This window comes from Mesorhizobium sp. WSM4816 (genome assembly GCF_055811535.1).
This window is the reverse complement of the sequence record NZ_JBVVQR010000054.1, coordinates 1-17370: the sequence shown is the minus strand read 5'-3', so window position 1 is coordinate 17370 and position 17370 is coordinate 1. Positions and strand designations below refer to the sequence as shown.

General features: G+C 61.9%; 16 protein-coding genes. 9 read left to right on the top strand and 7 right to left on the bottom strand.

Translation table 11 applies throughout. From position 1 onward, the window contains the following. Positions 1-7 precede the first annotated feature (7 nt). Positions 8-1090 carry an ABC transporter ATP-binding protein gene (locus tag AC0L3H_RS30960; RefSeq protein ID WP_473588012.1) on the top strand — a complete coding sequence of 361 codons (1083 nt, stop codon included), beginning with the start codon at positions 8-10 and terminating at the stop codon, positions 1088-1090. 50 nt (positions 1091-1140) lie between these two features. Here AC0L3H_RS30960 and AC0L3H_RS30955 read toward each other — a convergent pair whose 3' ends face one another. After that, positions 1141-1296 carry a YjiS-like domain-containing protein gene (locus tag AC0L3H_RS30955; RefSeq protein WP_128173374.1) on the bottom strand — a complete coding sequence of 52 codons (156 nt, stop codon included), beginning with the start codon at positions 1294-1296 and terminating at the stop codon, positions 1141-1143. A gap of 233 nt (positions 1297-1529) precedes the next feature. Here AC0L3H_RS30955 and AC0L3H_RS30950 point away from each other — a divergent pair, with 233 nt between their 5' ends. Next, positions 1530-2399 carry a LysR family transcriptional regulator gene (locus AC0L3H_RS30950; protein ID WP_473588011.1) on the top strand — a complete coding sequence of 290 codons (870 nt, stop codon included), beginning with the start codon at positions 1530-1532 and terminating at the stop codon, positions 2397-2399. A gap of 290 nt (positions 2400-2689) precedes the next feature. After that, positions 2690-2980: a DUF6074 family protein gene (locus AC0L3H_RS30945; RefSeq protein WP_473588010.1), complete on the top strand. Its 291-nt coding sequence runs from the start codon at positions 2690-2692 to the stop codon at positions 2978-2980. Positions 2981-3142: 162 nt separating this feature from the next. Here AC0L3H_RS30945 and AC0L3H_RS30940 read toward each other — a convergent pair whose 3' ends face one another. From AC0L3H_RS30940 to AC0L3H_RS30915, 6 genes are all read right to left on the bottom strand, one after another. Next, positions 3143-4648 (bottom strand): Ig-like domain-containing protein, encoded by a 1506-nt coding sequence (locus AC0L3H_RS30940; RefSeq protein WP_473588009.1) that lies wholly within the window; start codon positions 4646-4648, stop codon positions 3143-3145. A 476-nt stretch (positions 4649-5124) separates the two neighbouring features. Further along, a complete protein-coding gene (locus tag AC0L3H_RS30935) occupies positions 5125-6039 on the bottom strand; it encodes a 5'-3' exonuclease (protein WP_473588008.1) in 915 nt (304 codons plus the stop codon). Continuing rightward, positions 6020-7219: a mandelate racemase/muconate lactonizing enzyme family protein gene (locus AC0L3H_RS30930; RefSeq protein WP_473588007.1), complete on the bottom strand. Its 1200-nt coding sequence runs from the start codon at positions 7217-7219 to the stop codon at positions 6020-6022. The genes AC0L3H_RS30935 and AC0L3H_RS30930 overlap by 20 nt, the downstream gene beginning before the upstream one ends. Before the next feature lie 17 nt (positions 7220-7236). Further along, a complete protein-coding gene (locus AC0L3H_RS30925; RefSeq protein WP_473588006.1) occupies positions 7237-8586 on the bottom strand; it encodes a mandelate racemase/muconate lactonizing enzyme family protein in 1350 nt (449 codons plus the stop codon). Between the two features lie 63 nt (positions 8587-8649). Next, positions 8650-9816 carry a mandelate racemase/muconate lactonizing enzyme family protein gene (locus tag AC0L3H_RS30920; protein WP_473588005.1) on the bottom strand — a complete coding sequence of 389 codons (1167 nt, stop codon included), beginning with the start codon at positions 9814-9816 and terminating at the stop codon, positions 8650-8652. 59 nt (positions 9817-9875) lie between these two features. Then, positions 9876-10583 carry a GntR family transcriptional regulator gene (locus AC0L3H_RS30915; RefSeq protein ID WP_027151244.1) on the bottom strand — a complete coding sequence of 236 codons (708 nt, stop codon included), beginning with the start codon at positions 10581-10583 and terminating at the stop codon, positions 9876-9878. A gap of 211 nt (positions 10584-10794) precedes the next feature. On the opposite strand from AC0L3H_RS30915, the gene AC0L3H_RS30910 reads away from it, so the two are divergent. From AC0L3H_RS30910 to AC0L3H_RS30885, 6 genes are all read left to right on the top strand, one after another. Beyond that, positions 10795-12270 (top strand): ABC transporter substrate-binding protein, encoded by a 1476-nt coding sequence (locus tag AC0L3H_RS30910; RefSeq protein WP_287363565.1) that lies wholly within the window; start codon positions 10795-10797, stop codon positions 12268-12270. Between the two features lie 68 nt (positions 12271-12338). Beyond that, on the top strand, positions 12339-13298 hold the full coding sequence (locus tag AC0L3H_RS30905) for a carbohydrate ABC transporter permease (RefSeq protein WP_473588004.1): 960 nt from the start codon (positions 12339-12341) through the stop codon (positions 13296-13298). Next, entirely contained in the window at positions 13295-14185 is an 891-nt protein-coding gene (locus AC0L3H_RS30900; protein WP_236374798.1) for a carbohydrate ABC transporter permease, read from the top strand. The genes AC0L3H_RS30905 and AC0L3H_RS30900 overlap by 4 nt, the downstream gene beginning before the upstream one ends. A 10-nt stretch (positions 14186-14195) precedes the next feature. Continuing rightward, positions 14196-15293: an ABC transporter ATP-binding protein gene (locus tag AC0L3H_RS30895; RefSeq protein ID WP_473588003.1), complete on the top strand. Its 1098-nt coding sequence runs from the start codon at positions 14196-14198 to the stop codon at positions 15291-15293. A gap of 66 nt (positions 15294-15359) precedes the next feature. Next, positions 15360-16523, top strand: coding sequence for a mandelate racemase/muconate lactonizing enzyme family protein (locus AC0L3H_RS30890; protein ID WP_473588002.1), 1164 nt, complete (start codon positions 15360-15362; stop codon positions 16521-16523). A gap of 23 nt (positions 16524-16546) precedes the next feature. Further along, positions 16547-17296 (top strand): ribonuclease activity regulator RraA, encoded by a 750-nt coding sequence (locus tag AC0L3H_RS30885; RefSeq protein ID WP_473588001.1) that lies wholly within the window; start codon positions 16547-16549, stop codon positions 17294-17296. The last annotated feature ends 74 nt before the right edge of the window (positions 17297-17370 follow it).

Below are 17370 nucleotides of genomic sequence, written 5' to 3'. Positions count from 1 at the left end.
GGCTACCATGAGCCAGATCACACTCACCGGCGTATCGAGGGCTTTCGGCAAGGTCGGCGTGCTGCACGACATAAATCTCGACATCCTTGACGGCGAGCTGATCGTCTTCGTCGGCCCCTCCGGCTGCGGCAAGTCCACGCTGCTGCGGCTCATCGCCGGGCTTGACCGGCCGACAGGCGGCGTCATCGCGATCGACGGCAAGGACGTGACCACCGTTCCGGCCGCCGACAGGGGATTGGCGATGGTGTTCCAATCCTACGCGCTGTACCCGCACATGAGCGTGCGCCAGAACCTGGCCTTCGGACTGGAGAACGCCCGTATGGCGCGCGCCGAAATCGATGCGCGCATCGCCGAAGCCGCGCGGATGCTGGAAATCGCGCCATATCTCGACCGGCGCCCCGGCCAGCTCTCCGGCGGCCAGCGCCAGCGCGTCGCGATCGGCCGCGCCATCGTGCGCAATCCAACCGCTTTCCTGCTTGACGAGCCGCTGTCCAATCTCGACGCCGAACTGCGCATCTCGACACGCGCCGAACTGGCCGCGCTGCACGAGCGGCTGTCGGCGACGATGGTCTATGTCACGCACGACCAGATCGAGGCGATGACGCTTGCCGACCGCATCGTCGTGCTGCGCGCCGGCCGCATCGAGCAGATTGGCACGCCGCTCGAGCTCTACAACCATCCGGCCAATCTGTTCGTCGCCGGTTTCATCGGTGCACCGCGTATGAACTTCCTGCCGGTAAAGGTGGCACCCGGGGGCGCTGGCCAGTCAAGCCTCACGTTGGACGGTTCAGCTGGATTCGAGATCGACGGGAACGTCAGCGCGGCCAATGGCGACGTGACGCTCGGGCTGCGGCCACACCACATCAGCCTCGCCGGTGCCGGCAAGGGAGACGTTGCGGCGCGCGTCGCGCTGGTGGAAGCCCTCGGCTCCGAGACAATCGTCCACACCAGGACAAGCGGCGGCAAGACCATGCTGGCGGTTGTCGCCGGACAATGCCCGGTGGCTTCCGGCGACACGGTGGATCTGAAGTTCGATACCACCCATCTGCATCTTTTCGACGACACCGGCGTGCGCATCGCTGTGGGTTAGAAGTCGGCTTACCCCGTCTGGGGCGTCATCATCTGCATGCCCCGCCTCTCTCAACGACGCAGGCTGGCATGGCGGGCATGCTCGCGGATCTCTTCGCGAGAAATGCCAGCATCCGCCAGTGTGCTGTCTGGGGCCTGCCTCAAGCTCGCAAGCGTCTGGCGATAGGCAAGCCAGCGGGCGAAACGGTGTCGAAGTCTATACAACATGATCGTCTCCTTTGGCGCGCAGAAAGCCCACGCCTGGGTTGGTCGAATGCGCAAAGCATCTGCGCGAAGCACATGCGCGATCGAAAGGATGGCGCTGGCTTCTTGGCCAGCCGAGGCGCTTGTCACTGTCGCTCCAGGCAGGATTGTCCAACGCCTTCAATGCCTGCATGCTTGCTTGTGATGCCCGCCTCGCGCTACAGCCAAGGTCGCAAGGAGTTTTTCATTTCTGCAAAATGGATATCGACTGGGACGATCTGAGGCTGTTTCTTGACGTTGCGCGGCTGGGTGGCTTGAGCGCAGCGACGGGAACCACGCGCCTCAGCGCAGCCACCCTTGGACGTCGCGTCACCGCGCTCGAAAAGCAGATCGGCGAACCGCTGTTCGTGCGCCAGCAGACAGGCTACCGGCTGACCCCGGTCGGTGAAGAACTGCTGCGGCGCGCCGAAGACGTCGAGGCAGCAATGCAGTCGCTGACCCGCTGGCGCGAGGGAAACCTGCCCGACCGCATTGTCCGCGTCTCGGCCGGGCCATGGACCTCAGCCTTCGTTTCCGCCCATATCGGCGAGATCTGGACGGTCGATGACGGCATAAGGGTGGAGCTCGTCACCACCACCGACCGTGTCGACATCGGCCGCCGTGCCGCCGACATCGGCATCCGCAGCGAGCGCCCGACCGAGCAGTGGCTGGCCGGCCGTCAGAGCGGCAAGGTCGCCTACGCCATTTATTCCGGACGCCACCTGATCAACGGCATCGCCGCCGGGTTGTTCGTCGGCGCCACCGGCGAAGCGGCAAACATTGCCTCGGCGCGCTGGCTGCAAGCCCATCACGGCGACCGCATCGCCGTGCGCGGCAACAACACCCATTCGGTGCGCGAACTGGTGGCCGCCGGCGCCGGCCTTTCGATCTTCCCGTGCTTCGTCGGTGACAGCGATCCGCGTCTGGTTCGCGTCGCTCAGCCTATCCCCGAGCTGGAAACAGACCAATGGATCGTCACCCACCACGAGGAACGTCACTCGCCGCCGGTACGAAAAGTCGCCGACCGGATTGCCGCCTTGATGCGGGCGCACCAGCCGCTGTTTCGCGGCGAGACGCCGATCCGGTAGGCCTCAGGCGTCGATCGGCCGCCAGCTGAGCCGCATGCTGGCACTCGTGCCCGGACTCCTGCGGTCAGGCCTAGGCCGTAATACTTCAACGGGGACTCGAACTCGCCTTGCCGCTGCGGCACCGACCATCGAGCCCAGCGGACGCTTTGTTCCATGGCTGACCACCGTCAAAAAGAGCGCTGTTAACCAAATTTTCTAACCCGCCAGTGCTTATTCGCGCGACTGAAGGGGTGAGGTGATCGATGTGCGATTCAAACATAAGCGCATTTCCGCTGCATCGGCGGCGGAAATTGGTCGAAGGGATCGCCCTGGTCCTGGAGTCCAAGAACGGGGAGGACGCGAACGCCTTCTGGCGCAACACCGCCAAGGCAATTCTCGTTCAATTATCCGAATCAGGAATTGCACCCGGGCTGGCCGAACAGGAAGTCGGAACGCTTCTTCATGCTGTCTTGGATGATATAGCCACCCGCAAGTGCGGCGAAACTAGCACAATAGCATCGGCTGGCTCACGACGATGGATTGCCGCGTGGCACCACTGCATCCGTCAAATGCAAGGTTTTTCAATGCGGATGAAAAGATAGCCGCGTTCGTCGAAATCATGCCTCACCGTTGCAGACACCAGCCAGTCGGGTCATGAAGGGCTCGGATGAGCCCTGACGCCCCTTACTGCGCAATCGGGGAGGAAATCCTGCGCATGGGCGCGATCACGCCCGGTCTATGTAGCTGCGCCCCACCATGCGCGCCTATAGCACGAAGAAGTCGTCCACTGTGAGGAATGTGCTCGGGTCCAGGGCGGCAAACTTGACAGTCGCCGCTCCTCCTGCTCCGTCCACATCGAACAGCAGATCGCCGGTCTCCTTGTCGTAAATGATGTGGTCGTTGTCATCGATGGCGTGCTTGCCGACGACGAAAACCGCAGCGGAAAGCGAGCCGGCCGACAGCCCGACGAATGCGGAGCTGTCCAGCCAGAACACATCGTCGAGCGCATTGAAGTCTTCTATCCTGTCGTAGTTCGCCGGCCCAAGTGCGTCGAACACGAAGACATCCCTGCCCCCCTCGCCGGCCAGCCGGTCGCGGCCGGCGCCGCCATTGAGGGTGTCGTCGCCAGCACCACCTCGCATGTCGTCGGAGCCGGCGCCGCCGTCGAGGACGTCGTTGCCAGTGTCACCGCGGACGCCGTCTGCGCCCTCACCACCGCTGATCTCGTCATCGCCACCGCCGCCCTTCAGCCAATCGGTGCCCGCGCCTCCAATGATGTCGTCGGCGCCCGCGCCGCCGAACAGCTGGTCGTGGCCGGCACCGCCGTCGAGCGTATCGTTGAACGCGGTGCCGCTGATGCGGTCGCCCCCGTCCAGCGCGGCGACGAGCACGGCGTGATCATGGCTTGCGTAGCTCGCGATGTTTTTGGCGTCGGTCAGGGTAATGGATTCGGCCGGCGGAGTGACTGTGATCGTAATCGTCGCCACATTGCTGTGGCCCTGGCCGTCCGTAGCGTAAACCGTAAAGCTGTCGGTGCCGATGAACCCTGCCTCCGGTGTGTAGTCGAACAGGTTTCCGCTCAGAAAATCCGCATGATAGTGCAGGGTAGTGCCATAATGACCCTGGTGAAACGGGTAGTGGTTACCGTCGAAACTCGTCTCCTGCTCCAGGGTGCCGCTGTCCGGCCCGTCCAAGACGATAGAGTTCAAGAGATCGTAGTCGGCATCTGTCGCGCTGAACTTGACGTCGTCGAGAGATTGCGCCTGCGAAATCGACAAGTCCAGGTCGGCAACGGCGGGCGCGTGATTAACGAAGGTGTCGGGCTGAAGCACGCCCCCTTTCAAGATGATCTGGTGCTGACCGTATTGGGTGTTTTCGCCGCCGAAATATTCGTTCGCCCCGATCCATGTTACCGTGAGGTCGTCGGGGCTGTCGGCGCTGATCGAGACGATCCGGACCGACTGGAAGGCCGCCTGGTCGGACACGGTGCGGAGAAAATTGCCTTCGTTGTCGAAGACCTGCGTTTCCACTGTCGTCCAGGTTTCGGTCCTGCCCTCGTGGGTGAAGCTGGTGATGGTGAAGAAGCCATCGAAGACATCGACCGAAGCTAGTTCGATCCCACCGAAAGGGAAATCCGGCTTTGCGCCTATCGGTCCGATTACGTCGCCGTCTGTTTCCGTAATGCTGAAAAGGACCGAGTCAGGGGTCGGATTGGGATTCTCTGGTTCGTTCCATACGATGAGTTCACTGCCATTGCTTAAGGTCGGCATCCTTTCTCTTCCTTGCCTTTGCGCCTGGACGTGCTGCGGATGCCCCAATTCCAACGGTAACATGTTACGCGAGACGGATCGGTGACAAACCCAACCGCCTTTCGCCTTCTTCGAATGTGGTTAATTCGGTGATCATGCCGAACTGTCTGATTGGATTCGGCAATGGCCGACGCACTGGTTCCGGACGTATCCGAGCACAGCCGAGCGCATCGCGCGCCTGGCGGAACTCGTCTCGCCCGTTCGGCCCGATCTTCCGCTTGCGAACCGGACGGCCTATCTCGATCCGCTCGTCGGACGCGGCGACCGGTCCTGGCGGCGGCATCTCATGCGCCCGTTCTTGTAGGGCAAAGCGTTGGTTTCGCGCTGAACAACGCTTAGTTCTTCATCCGGACTCTTGCCGCGAGCACAGCGCCCCTGTTCGATTGGGGACTCGAGGCTGGCCTTCAAAGGCCGTTTCCAGACCTCGCCTCCCGCGGTCAGCAACGCCAAGCCTTGAGCGCACGGGTGAGGAGCCGGGCGTCATTCAGCTGGATCACGCACCTCTCGAACGTTTTGGTCGGGCCGTGCCAGCGAAGTTCCTCGATATTATCGAACAGCCGAGCGTCGGTGCGCAGCGTCGCGAGATTTTTGAACAAAAGCGCGAGCTCTCTCCGCTTGCCGAGGGCTTCAGGCGGAAAGCTTTCAAGAGGGCCGTAGCGGCCAAGCAGCCGGGCGGCCGAGACCAGGCCGATGCCTTCGAGACCCGGATAGCCATCGGCGGCATCACCCACGAGCGCGAGGAAATCTGGAATCAGGGCCGGCTCAACTCCGAACTTCTCGCGTACGCCGGCGGCATCGCGAATTTTCTGGGTCCTGCGGTCTACCTGGACGACATGGTCGCCGCGCACACACTGCGCGAGATCCTTGTCCGGCGTCCAGATGCACACCTTCTGCACGCCCTCATCGGCAGCCGCGCTGTGTGCCGCGGATGCCAGCGCGTCGTCGGCTTCCAGCTCGATCATCGGCCAGACCGCCACTCCCATCGCCGCCAGGGCGTCCTCGAGGGGGTGGAACTGGGCGAGCAATGCCGGCTCGATGCCATCCCCGGTCTTGTAGCCGGGCCAGAGCTGATTTCTGAACGATTCGATTACATGATCGGTGGCCACCCCAACATGTGTGGCGCCGTTCTCGATCATCTCCAGCACTGTATTCAGCACGCCGACGACGGCGCCAAACGGCTTGTCCTGGCCATTGTTGAACCGGCGTTGGCCATAGAAGTGGCGAAACAGTTCGTATGTGCCGTCTATCAAATGAACGATCATCGCAATCCTTAGGGAAACAGCATCCGGCCGGGTCTGCAAAGCCTGACCGATGCTGGCATCCAGGGATGGTTCAGTCGAAGAAGCCCGCATCCTCTTTCCTGAGATACTTTCGGGCTGCTTCGGCGTCGAGATCGAGGCCCAGCCCCGGCGCTTCCAGCAGATCCACCATGCTGTCCGTCACGATCTGCGACGGCAGGCCGATTACGAGGTCCTCCCACCAGGGGTCGGAGGCGCTCGGATATTCGAAGGCGATGTAGTTGGCGGGCAAGGTGGCGCAGACGTTGATCAACGCGCCGAGGCCAAGCAGGCCGTTCGCCGTGCCGTGCGGCGCCATCAGAATCGAGTGCATATGGGCGTGCTCGGCGACCCATTTGAGCTCGGCAATGCCGCCGATATCGGCAGGATCGGGGCCGATGACGCGTACCGCCTGCGTCTCGATCAGTTCCTTGAAATTGTGCCTGAGGTAAATCTGCTCGCCGGTATGGATTGGCGTCGAGGTCGAGGTGGTCAGCTCCCGATAGGCCTGCGGATTGACCCACGGCACATAGTCGCCAGTCAGCATGTCCTCCAGCCACATCAAATTGTATTTTTCGACCGCGCGAGCGAACTTGATCGCATCGGGCAGCATCCAGCCCGGGCCGCAGTCGAGCGCCAGGCTCACCTTGTCGCCCAGCACTTCCTTCATCGCGATCACGCAGTCGAGCATGTGATTGAAACCGCGCTCGCTGATCACACCCTGATCCATGGCCCCGTGATAGCCGGCCTGCTTCTGCGTCACGCCATAATGGAAGCCGTCGATGGTGTCCTTCATGTTGGAGTGGAACGAGATTCCCTGCTTGATCATGAAGAAGTTCTGCGGCTGCTCCATCATCCATTTGACCTCAGCGGCGTAATCCTCCGGCCGGTCGCCCGTGCGTTTCCTGCGGATCGAGCCGTTGTAGACGCGCACCTGGTCGCGCACCTTGCCGCCAAGCAGTTTGTAGGCCGGCACGCCTGCGGCCTTGCCGGCAATGTCCCACAGCGCATGCTCGATAGCGCTGACCGCTGCGCCATAGGGCTTGAAAGAGCCGCGTTGGCGGATCTTCAGCATCACCCGTTCGACGTCGGTCGGGTCCTCGCCGAGCAGCGCCTCGCGAAAATGCAGGACCCAGGGCTTGAGGTAGGGCTTGGTGTACTCGACCTCGCCCAGGCCATGGAGGCCCCCGTCGGTGACGATGCGAACGATGGGGTGCTTGCCGATAACGGCACAGCGGAGGTCGGTGATCTTCATCTTCGGTTCTTTTCGCCTCAGCTCCAGGTGCGATCCCAGGAATATTCGTTGTCCCAGTGATCCGTGGGCTGCCAGATGCCGGTGACACCCGGCTGCAGATGCTGCGAGATCACCTCGTCGACGACGTCGTCAATCCCCAGGCCCGGCTTGTCGGGAACGGTGATAAAGCCGTCCTTCACGAGCGGCCTGGCAACGCCGGTGACGATATCGTCCCACCAGTCGACATCGGCAGAGTGGTATTCGAGCGCCATGAAGTTTTCGGTCGCGGTCGCGACATGTGCCGCGGCCATCGCGGCGATCGGACTTTCCGCCATATGGATGGCCATGGCGACGCCGTGGTCCTGCGCCATGTCGCCGATCTTCTTGGTCTCGAGGATGCCCCCGCTGGTGAGCAGGTCCGGGTGGATAATGGAAAGGCCGCCGCTCTTGAGCAGAGGCTCGAAGCCCTCCTTGAGATAAATGTCCTCGCCGGTGCAGATCGGCACCGTGGTGGCGTCCTGCAGTTGTCGGTACTGCTCGGTGTACTGCCATGGGATCACATCCTCGAGCCAGGCTGGCACATATTTTTCAATCCGCCTGGCAAGGCGAATACCGTCCTGCAGCGAGATGTGGCCGACGTGGTCGATGGCGAGCGGAATATCCATGCCGATAACCTCGCGAACCTCGGCAATGTACTGCTCAAGCAAGTCGAGGCCCTTGTCGGAAAAGTGGAGGCCGGTAAACGGGTGGGGGACGTTGTGCAAATCGTAGGCGGCGTTGCGGGCGCGCCGCTCTTCAAGGGACTTGACCTGGCCGCGGCCGGGCTGGACGCGGTACCCATCAAGTGAGCCGGCAGGAGACACGACCGCACCGGGGACATCGGCGATCTGCATCAGCCCCAGATCCATCTTGAGGAACGTGAAGCCGAGCGCCATGCGCTGCTTGAGGCGCTTGCCGGTCTCGGCCGGCACGGTGGCGTCGGTATCGCAATAGAGGCGCACCTTCTCGCGAAACCGGCCGCCGAGCATCTGGTAGATGGGCACGCCATAGGCCTTGCCGGCGAGATCCCACAACGCGATTTCGACCGCCGAGACGCCGCCGCCTTGCCGGCCGTGTCCGCCGAACTGTTTGATCCGGCGAAACAGGCGGTCGATGTTGCAAGGGTTCTCGCCAAGCAACCGGCTCTTCAGCATCAGCGCGTAGGTGGCGCTGGCGCCGTCGCGCACCTCGCCAAGTCCGACGATGCCCTGGTTGGTGTAAATCTTGAGCAGGGTCGAGGTGAACGGCGCGCCGACGATTTCAGCTACCCGCATGTCGGTGATGCGAAGCTCGGACGGCTTGGAGTTCGCGTTCACCCGATTGAGCGCCTCGTCGGCCGTCTTTGCCATGACTTGTCCTCGTTCTGGTGGGTGTAGCTTGTCGCCCGCACGCCGCGCCGGCATGGAGCGTTGCTAGGCCAGCTCGATCTCGTGGGCCTGCAGGTAGTCACGGTCCATCTCGATACCGAGACCAGGCCTCGACGTCAGCTTGAGGCTGCCGTTCGAGACGTCGAGCGGTCTGTCGATGAGGTGATTGTATTTGCCCAGGTTCCACTCCGACGTTTCGAGCTTGTAGAAGTTAGGAACGGTCATCATCACCTGCGCTCCCGCAACCACGTTGATCGGTCCCGCGGCGTCATGCGGCGAGACCGGGAGGTAGTAGGCTTCGCATAGGGCAGAAATCTTCTTGAGCTCGGTAATGCCGCCGGTCCAGGTGATATCAGGCATGATGTAGTCAGCGAGCCTGTTCTCGAGTACCGGCACGAAATCCCACTTCGTGTGGCCGCGCTCGCCCCACGAGATGGCAGCACTGACTTTTTCACGCACCTGCTTGAGGGCGTTCAGGCTCTCGGGCGGGCAAGGCTCCTCGAACCAGTCGATCTGGCCGGCTTCCTCGAGGCTCCGACAGAGGCGAATGGCGGTGGGAACGTCGAAGCGGCCATGCGCGTCGATGAGAATGTCGACGTCAGGCCCCGCCGTTTCGCGGATCAGCGCCGTGAGTTCGGCGGCTTCGCGCTCGTCCTTGCGGGTCATGCTGCCATCAAGGTAGCCGTCCCGCTGTTCGCGGGACAGGCCATCGTCGCTGCGGCCCTGGTGGGGGAAAGGATCGAACTTGAGCGCAGTGTGTCCGGACTCGACGATGTCCAGAATTTCGCGGACCACAGCCTCCTTGCTGGTGAATTTGGCCTGGTTGGGATGGGTGTAGAGCGCGATTTCGTCGCGTACCGGTCCGCCCAGCAGCTCGCAAATCGGCTTGCCGAGGACTTTGCCGCGGATATCCCAGAGGGCAATATCGATGGCGCTCACGCATTCGACGGCGGCGCCGCGGCTGCCCATGTAGGTGAAGCTGCGAAAGACCTTGTGCCAGAGATGCTCGATGCGCGCTGGATCCTCGCCTGTCACGGCGACGCCGATCTGCCGCAGGATCGTGCAGAGAGCGCGGTTGGCGAGCCTTGTCGTGGTGGTGATCTCTCCCCAGCCACTCACCCCCTCGTCGGTCGTCACTTCGACGAACAGGAACTCTCCCCAATAAGAAGCATCGGACTTGATCAGCCACGGCCGAATGCTCGTGATTTTCATCTCAATCCCTTTATCTGAAATGCTTAGGGCTAACGGTGTTCGAGACTGGACCTTCGTTCCTATCCGGCCCGAGCGGCGTTGCGCGCACGCATCTGTTCGAGGATATGCCGGCCGGAACCCTCGACATGGCGGGAAACGAGTTCGGCCGCCTTGTCGGCTTCTCCCGCTTTCACGTGCGCGATGAGTTCGCGGTGCTCGCGAATGATCGCGGCACGACGCGCCAGCGTGAAATTGAAACGCCGGCTCACGGCTCGCAGCACTTCGCGATGCTTCCACCAAAGTTCAGCGGCATGGCGGTTATAGTGCCGCTGGTACATCACGGTGTGGAAGGCGGTATCCAGTTCGCTGTGCCGGAATGTGTCGGCAAAATTGTTCTCTTCAATCAGCCCTTGGAGACGTTCGAGTTCGGCGATGTCCTCGCCGGTCGCCATATTCACAAACCATCGCGTCAGGGCCGGCTCGATCAGAACACCGATTTCATAGATATCCCGGACAAAATCCTGATCTATGGGTCGCACGCGCGCCCCGCGGTTGGGGAGAAAGGTGACAAAGCCCTCCCCGCGCAAGAGCTGCAGGGCCTCGCGCACCGGGTTTGTCGAGGTGCCGTGACGCCGGGCAAGATCGGTGACCACAAGCCGTTCGTTGGCGGCGAGCCGTCCCTCGATGATGTCTTCCCTGATCAGTTCATAAAGCGAGGCGCCCTCGCTGGAGGCCATGGGGTCAGTCTCCACCGGTGGCATGGCTTTAAAGTCATCTATTTCGGCCAAGACCGGCTCCCCTGATCAACACATACCCTGCCCGATATCACACACGGTTTTCACAAACAATGTACGATCCAGCGCGTTGACAGGCAATCCACGATCTGAAAACGTACAAAATGATCGAAGGGATACATAGAATAGAAAGCGTCCCGCGGTCGAACGAGCTAGACCGCTTTGCCTCGGCGCAGGGCGGCATGGAGAACCAGGGAGGATACCTATGACGAGGATTACGCTCGGCAGTGCGGTCCTGCGCGGCACTGTCGCCACTGCTTTGATGGCATCGCTGACGTCGACATCGGCGCTCGGAGCGCCCGTCGACCTCAGCAAGTGGTCGCCGGAATATGTGCGCTCCATTGCGGGCACAGAGGATTTTGACACCGCAGCCGATTGCGCCAAGGTCACCCCGCTCGACTACAAGGGGCGACTGACTTTCTGGTATCAGGGCGTGTTCGAGGGCGACCCCGACCTCTTGCGCCAGTACTACAAGGATTTCTTCGAGACCTTCCGCAAGACCTATCCGAACATCCAGCTCGAGGAACAAGCCCTCACCTATAACGACCTTCTGGACAAGTTCCGCACGGCGCTCCTCGGCAACGCCGCGCCGATGGCGGTCCGCCTGCAAATCCTGGGTGGTACCGAGTTCGCCTCAAAAGGCTATCTTGAGCCGCTCAAACCCGAGGATGTCGGGTATTCCACCGAGGACTTCTGGCCCGGCGCCATGAAGGCCGTGACCTGGGAGGGAGTGACCTACGGCATTCCAACCAACAACGAGACGATGGCGTTCATCTGGAACGCCGACATCTTCAAGCGTGCGGGCCTCGATCCGGACAAGGCTCCGGCAACCTGGGACGATGTCGTCAAGTATTCCAAGCAGATCCACGACAAGCTCGGCATTGCCGGTTACGGCCTCGTAGCTCGCAAGAATGCCGGCAATACGCCGTACCGTTTCATGCCGCAGCTGTGGGCCCATGGCGGCGGCGTCTTCGACGAAGCCACTGCGAACCCGACTTATGAGGATGTCCAGCTCGATAGCCCGCAGAGCAAGGCCGCCCTGCAAGCCTCGTACGACATGTATGTTCGCGACAAGTCGGTTCCGGTTTCGGCGCTCACCAACCAGCAGGCCGACAACCAGCCCCTGTTCCTCGCCGGCCAGCTCGGCATGATGATCTCGCATCCGTCCGACTACGACGTCATGCTCGACCTGCAGAAGAAGGCGACGGGCGCCGACAAGGACAAGGCGCAGACCGTCATCGACAACATGCGCTACGGCCTGATTCCCACTGGCCCCGACGGCAAGCGCGCAGTCGTGTTCGGCGGCTCGAACATTCACATCCTGAAGCCTGAATATGTCGAGGGCGGCAAGGTCGATGAGCCGGCCGCAAAGGCTATTATCTGCATGTGGACGAGCCCTGAATGGTCGCTGAAGATGGCCTATGCCGGCTCGAACCCGGGCAACCTCAACGGCTTCAAGACCAAATGGATGAAGGAACGTCTGGAAAACATCAAGTTCCTCGACGTGACGACCTCGATGCTGCCATACGGCATCCCGTTCCCAGCGCTGCCGCAGGCTCCCGAGATCATGAACATCATCGTCCCGGACATGCTGCAGAATGCCCTGACCGGAGCGATGACCGTCGACGAGGCAGCCGACGACGCGGCCAGGAAGGTAAGAGACCTGATGGGCGGACTCTAGTCCAGGCCTGACCGGCTGCACCGATAGTGCAGCCGGTTCGTTCAGAAGAAATAAGGGCGCGCGCCAAAGTGACGATCGTGACCGGCAAGGCCGAGGCTCGCCGAAGATTGCAATCCGGCAGGTCCGGCGTGCTACGCCAGATATGGGAGCATCGCGCCGACTACGCGTATGTGCTCCCTGCGATCGCCGTGATGCTCGTCGTCATCGCCTATCCGATCTACTACACGATCGAGCTGTCGTTCTTCAAGACGCCGCCTGGCCTGCAGCTTCGCGACAGGACCTTCATCGGTTTCGACAACTACACGACCATCCTCACCAGCGAGGTGTTCTGGAGAGTCACCTGGAACACTCTGATCTGGACGCTGGGCTCGACTTTGATTGCCTTTGTCCTGGGGTTTGCCACCGCGCTGGCACTCCACCGCGAGTTTGTCGGCCGCGGTGTTCTGCGCGCGATCCTGATCATTCCCTGGGTCATCAGCGCGGTCGCCGCCTCCTATATCTGGAAGTGGATCTATCATTCGGACTTCGGGATCATCGGTGCGGTGCTGGTCGGCCTCGGATTGGCCGACCGACCGCCGAATTTCATCGACAGCGTCAACACGGTTCTGCCTTCCCTGATCGTCGTCAATATCTGGCGCGAGTTTCCGTTTGCCATGATCATGATGATGGCCGGCCTGCAGACCGTGCCCGAGCAGTTGCTGCGCGCCGCGCAGGTCGACGGCGCCAGCGCCTGGCAGCGCTTCTGGCACGTCACCTTCCCGCACTTGCGCAACGTCTCGACGGTGACGATCCTGCTGCTCGCGGTGGCCAACTTCAATTCCTTCATCATCCCCTGGATCATGACCGGCGGCGGCCCGTCCAACGCATCGCATATCTGGATCACCCACATTTACGAGCTCGCCTTCGGCCGGCAGCGCTGGGGCGTGGCATCTGCCTATTCGGTGCTCCTGTTCCTCACCCTGATGACGCTCGGCTACTTCTACGTCCGTGCGCTAAGCGGTAACGAGCGGCAGGAGGGGAGCGCATGAGCACGACTGCCGAGACAGCCCCGCGAGCCCTGAGCCGTCGCCGGATGCGCATCGACGGATGGCGGTGGACCGGGCGCATCTTCCTCGCATTCATGCTGCTTTACACCGCGGTGCCGATGATCTGGATGCTGATCACCTCGATCAAGTCCGGGTTCGCGGCGTTGCAATTCCCGCCGCAATGGTGGCCGGACGAACCTACCCTCGCCAGCTACGAGAAGCTGCTCGATCCCCAGAACAGCGTCGGCCAGGACTTCCTCCGCTTCTTCTGGAACAGCCTTTTCGTGTCGACCGTCACGACAATCCTCTCGGTGATCGTCGCCGTCCCTGCGGCCTACGCGTTTTCGCGCTTCAGTTTCCCCGGCCGGAACTTCCTGTTCTTTGCCGTGCTGCTGCGCAACATGTTCCCGGCGGTGATCTTTCTCGTGCCGCTGTTCATCCTGATGCGCCTGCTCGGGTTGATGAACACGCATGGCTCGCTGATTCTCACCTATCTCACCTTCGGCCTGCCGCTGGCGATCTGGTTGCTCAAGGGCTTTTACGACAACATTCCGGTGCAGCTCGAGCAGGCGGCGCGCATCGACGGGGCAACGCGGTTCCAGGCCTTCATCTTGATTGTGATGCCGCTCTCGACGCCGGGGATCATCGCCACCGCGATCTATTCGTTCATCGGCGCGTGGAACGAGTACATCTACGCCTACACCTTCCTCACCAAGAACGACCAGTTGACACTGCCGGTCGGCATCCAGCGCTTCTTCTCGGAAAATACGACGGACTTTCCGGGCCTGATGGCGGCCAGCTTCATGATGAGCGTGCCCGTCGTGGTGCTGTTCCTCGTCCTGCAACGATACTTCGTACGCGCCCTTACAGAAGGCGCGGTCAAGCACTAGGGAGTTGCCGATGGCCCACGTGGTCCTCAAAGATCTCGTCAAGTCCTATGGCAGCTTCAAAGCTGTCAACGACGTGTCGCTGAAGGTCAATGACGGCGAGTTCGTTGCGCTCGTCGGCCCTTCAGGCTGCGGCAAGACAACCACGCTCAATCTCGTCGCGGGGCTGATTCCGATGACATCGGGCGACATCGTCATCGGCGACCGGGTGGTCAACGACCTCGACCCCAAGGACCGGGACATCGCCATGGTGTTCCAGAACTACGCGCTCTATCCGCAGAAATCGGTTTACAAGAACCTGGCGTTCCCGCTGCAGATGCGCAAACTGCCCAGGGACGAGATCGACAAGAAGGTCAAGGAAGCGGCGCGAGTGCTCGACATGACGCACCTGCTCGAGCGCAAGCCGCGCGAACTTTCGGGTGGGCAGCAGCAGCGGGTGGCCCTGGGCCGTGCGCTTGTCCGCGACCCCGCCGTGTTCCTAATGGACGAGCCGCTCTCCAACCTCGACGCCAAACTGCGCGTGCAGATGCGGTCTGAGATCAAGCGCTTCCACCAGGACCTCAAGGCGACGATCATCTATGTGACGCACGACCAGCTCGAAGCCGTGACCATGGCCGACAAGATGGCGGTGATGAACGGCGGCTACCTGCAGCAATATGATTCACCGGCGCAGGTCTTTGCCCATCCCGTCAACATGTTCGTCGCCAGCTTCATAGGCAGCCCGGCGATGAGCCTTATTCCGCTGCAGGCATCGACGGCAAACGGCAACGCTGTGTTGACCAGCGCGGAGGGCTGGAGATTTGAGCTCTCGCCGCGCAACGCCCGGAAGGTCGCAAGGGCAACGACCAGGAAAGTCGTGCTCGGCGCACGTCACTCGACGATCAAGCTGCGCAACAGCGCGGTCCCCGGTGCCATTCCGGCCAAGGCCTACACGGTGGAGCCGACCGGTGACGTCACCTTCGTGCAGGCGTTCCTGTCCGGCGCCATCGTCAACGTCAGCGTGCCGCCGAACATTGCCGTCGTGCCCGATGAACGGATCTGGCTCGAGTTCGACCAGGAGCGGATGCATCTGTTCGACGGCGAAACCGAAATGGCCCTCACGGCCAACTGAGACAGGGCGCCAATTGAAACAGGGCGCCAACTGAAACAGGGGGATGCGTTTGGAACGTGGGCGTGGATGACTACGAAACTTAAGATCACCGCGATCAAGCCCTATCCAGTATGGGTAGGAACGCGCAACCAGATGCTCGTCAAGGTCGAGACAGACCAGGGTATCTTCGGCTGGGGCGAGAGCGGCTTGAGTGGTCGCGAGAAAGCGGTGGCCGGCGCGGTTGAGCACTATCGCGAGTTTCTCATCGGCCGCGACCCGATGCAGATCGGCCGGATCTGGCAAGAGCTTTATCGCAGCCAGTACTTCGAAGGCGGACGTGTTCTGCAGGCGGCGATTTCCGCCATCGACATCGCCCTTCACGACATCAAGGGCAAGGCGCTGGGAGTGCCGGTCTACGAGCTGCTCGGCGGCAAGCAGCGCTGCCGCATCCCCACCTTCGCCTCGACCGGAGACGAGGCCGAAGGTGACGCTGCCATCGAACGCGCCCGCGAGCTACGCGCACAGGGGTGGCAGGCGATCCGCTTCTTCCCCGCCGGGCAAAACAGCAGGGACATCTTCGAGCCGCGCGAGTCGATCGGCGCTACCGCCAGCATCCTTAACCGGGCGCGCGAGGCGCTGGGCGACGAAGTCGTCCTCGGCGTCGACTATCATCATCGGCTGTCGGTGGCCGAGGCGGCGAGCTTCTGCAACAAGCTCGGCCGCGGCGTGCTTGATTTCCTCGAGGAGCCGATACGGGACGAGACACCGGAGGCCTACGAATCGCTGCGTACGATGACCGACATCCCCTTTGCCATCGGCGAGGAATTTTCCAGCAAGTGGCAGTTCCTGCCCTACATCGAGCGCGGCATTCATCAGTTCAACCGGCTCGATGTTTGCAATGTCGGCGGGCTTACCGAGGCGATGAAAGTCGCTGGCTGGAGCGAGGCGCACTATGTGGACCTGATGCCGCACAATCCCCTTGGTCCGGTGTGCACGGCCGCGACCGTGCATCTCGCCGCCGCGGTACCCAACTTCGCGTGGCTCGAGACCAGGGAACCCGAAACAAAGCTGGGCTTCGACAATTCCGACTTCTTCCCCGTGCGACCACGGCTCGACGGGACCGACTATCCGGTCGGCGACCTGCCGGGGCTCGGCGTCGATGTCAACGAGGCGGCGATCCAGGCGGCGAGCTTTCGTTTCTGGGAAGCGCCTCACCTTAAGCGCCGCGACGGTTCTGTTACGAACTGGTAATTGCCTTTCAACCGGAGTCCAACATGACACATGCTCCCGACATCACGCGGCCGCCGAAAGACCTGATCGACGCGCTGAGCGGGATCGGCGCCGCGACGGTTGCCGGCACGCTTGGCCACATGGGTTTTCGCAATCCGCACATGGTAGGACCGGTGGCGCAGAACCACGGCAAGTCGATCGTCGGGCCGGCGCTGACGCTGCAGTTCATGCCACAACGGCCGGACCTGTTCACCGAGGGAGAATATGCCGATCCGGAGACGCAGCTGCATCGGCACGTGCTTTATCACGCGCAGGCGGGCGATGTGGTCGTGGTCGACGCGCGCGGCGACATGAGCTCGGGCGTCTTCGGCGATATGATGTCGACGTATTTCAAAGGCAGGGGCGGCGCCGGCATCGTCATCGATGGATGCATGCGCGACCGGCCCAATGTTGAAAAGCTCGACCTGCCCCTATGGCTGCGCGGCTGGACGCCGAATTATCACGTGCAGACCAGCATCTATCCCAATGCCGTCAACGTTCCGATTGCCTGCGGCGGTGTCACGGTGATCCCCGGCGACATCATCGTCGCCGACGACGACGGGGTGGTGGTGCTTCCCGTCGCAATGGCCGCAAAGGTGATCGAAGAATCACAGAAGCATCACGATTGGGAGGAATTCTCGCGAGTGAAGCTGATGGAGGGCGGGCCGTTGCAACGCTACTATCCGCTGCATGACGATGCCCGCGGGGAGTACGAGGAGTGGCGCAAGACAAACCGCTTGGGGAACCCCCGTTAGAGCGCGATGATTTTAGGTTGGGACATAGCCGGCCTCGGTGAAGTAGTTGGCGCATTCCTTTGATGTGACGGTGT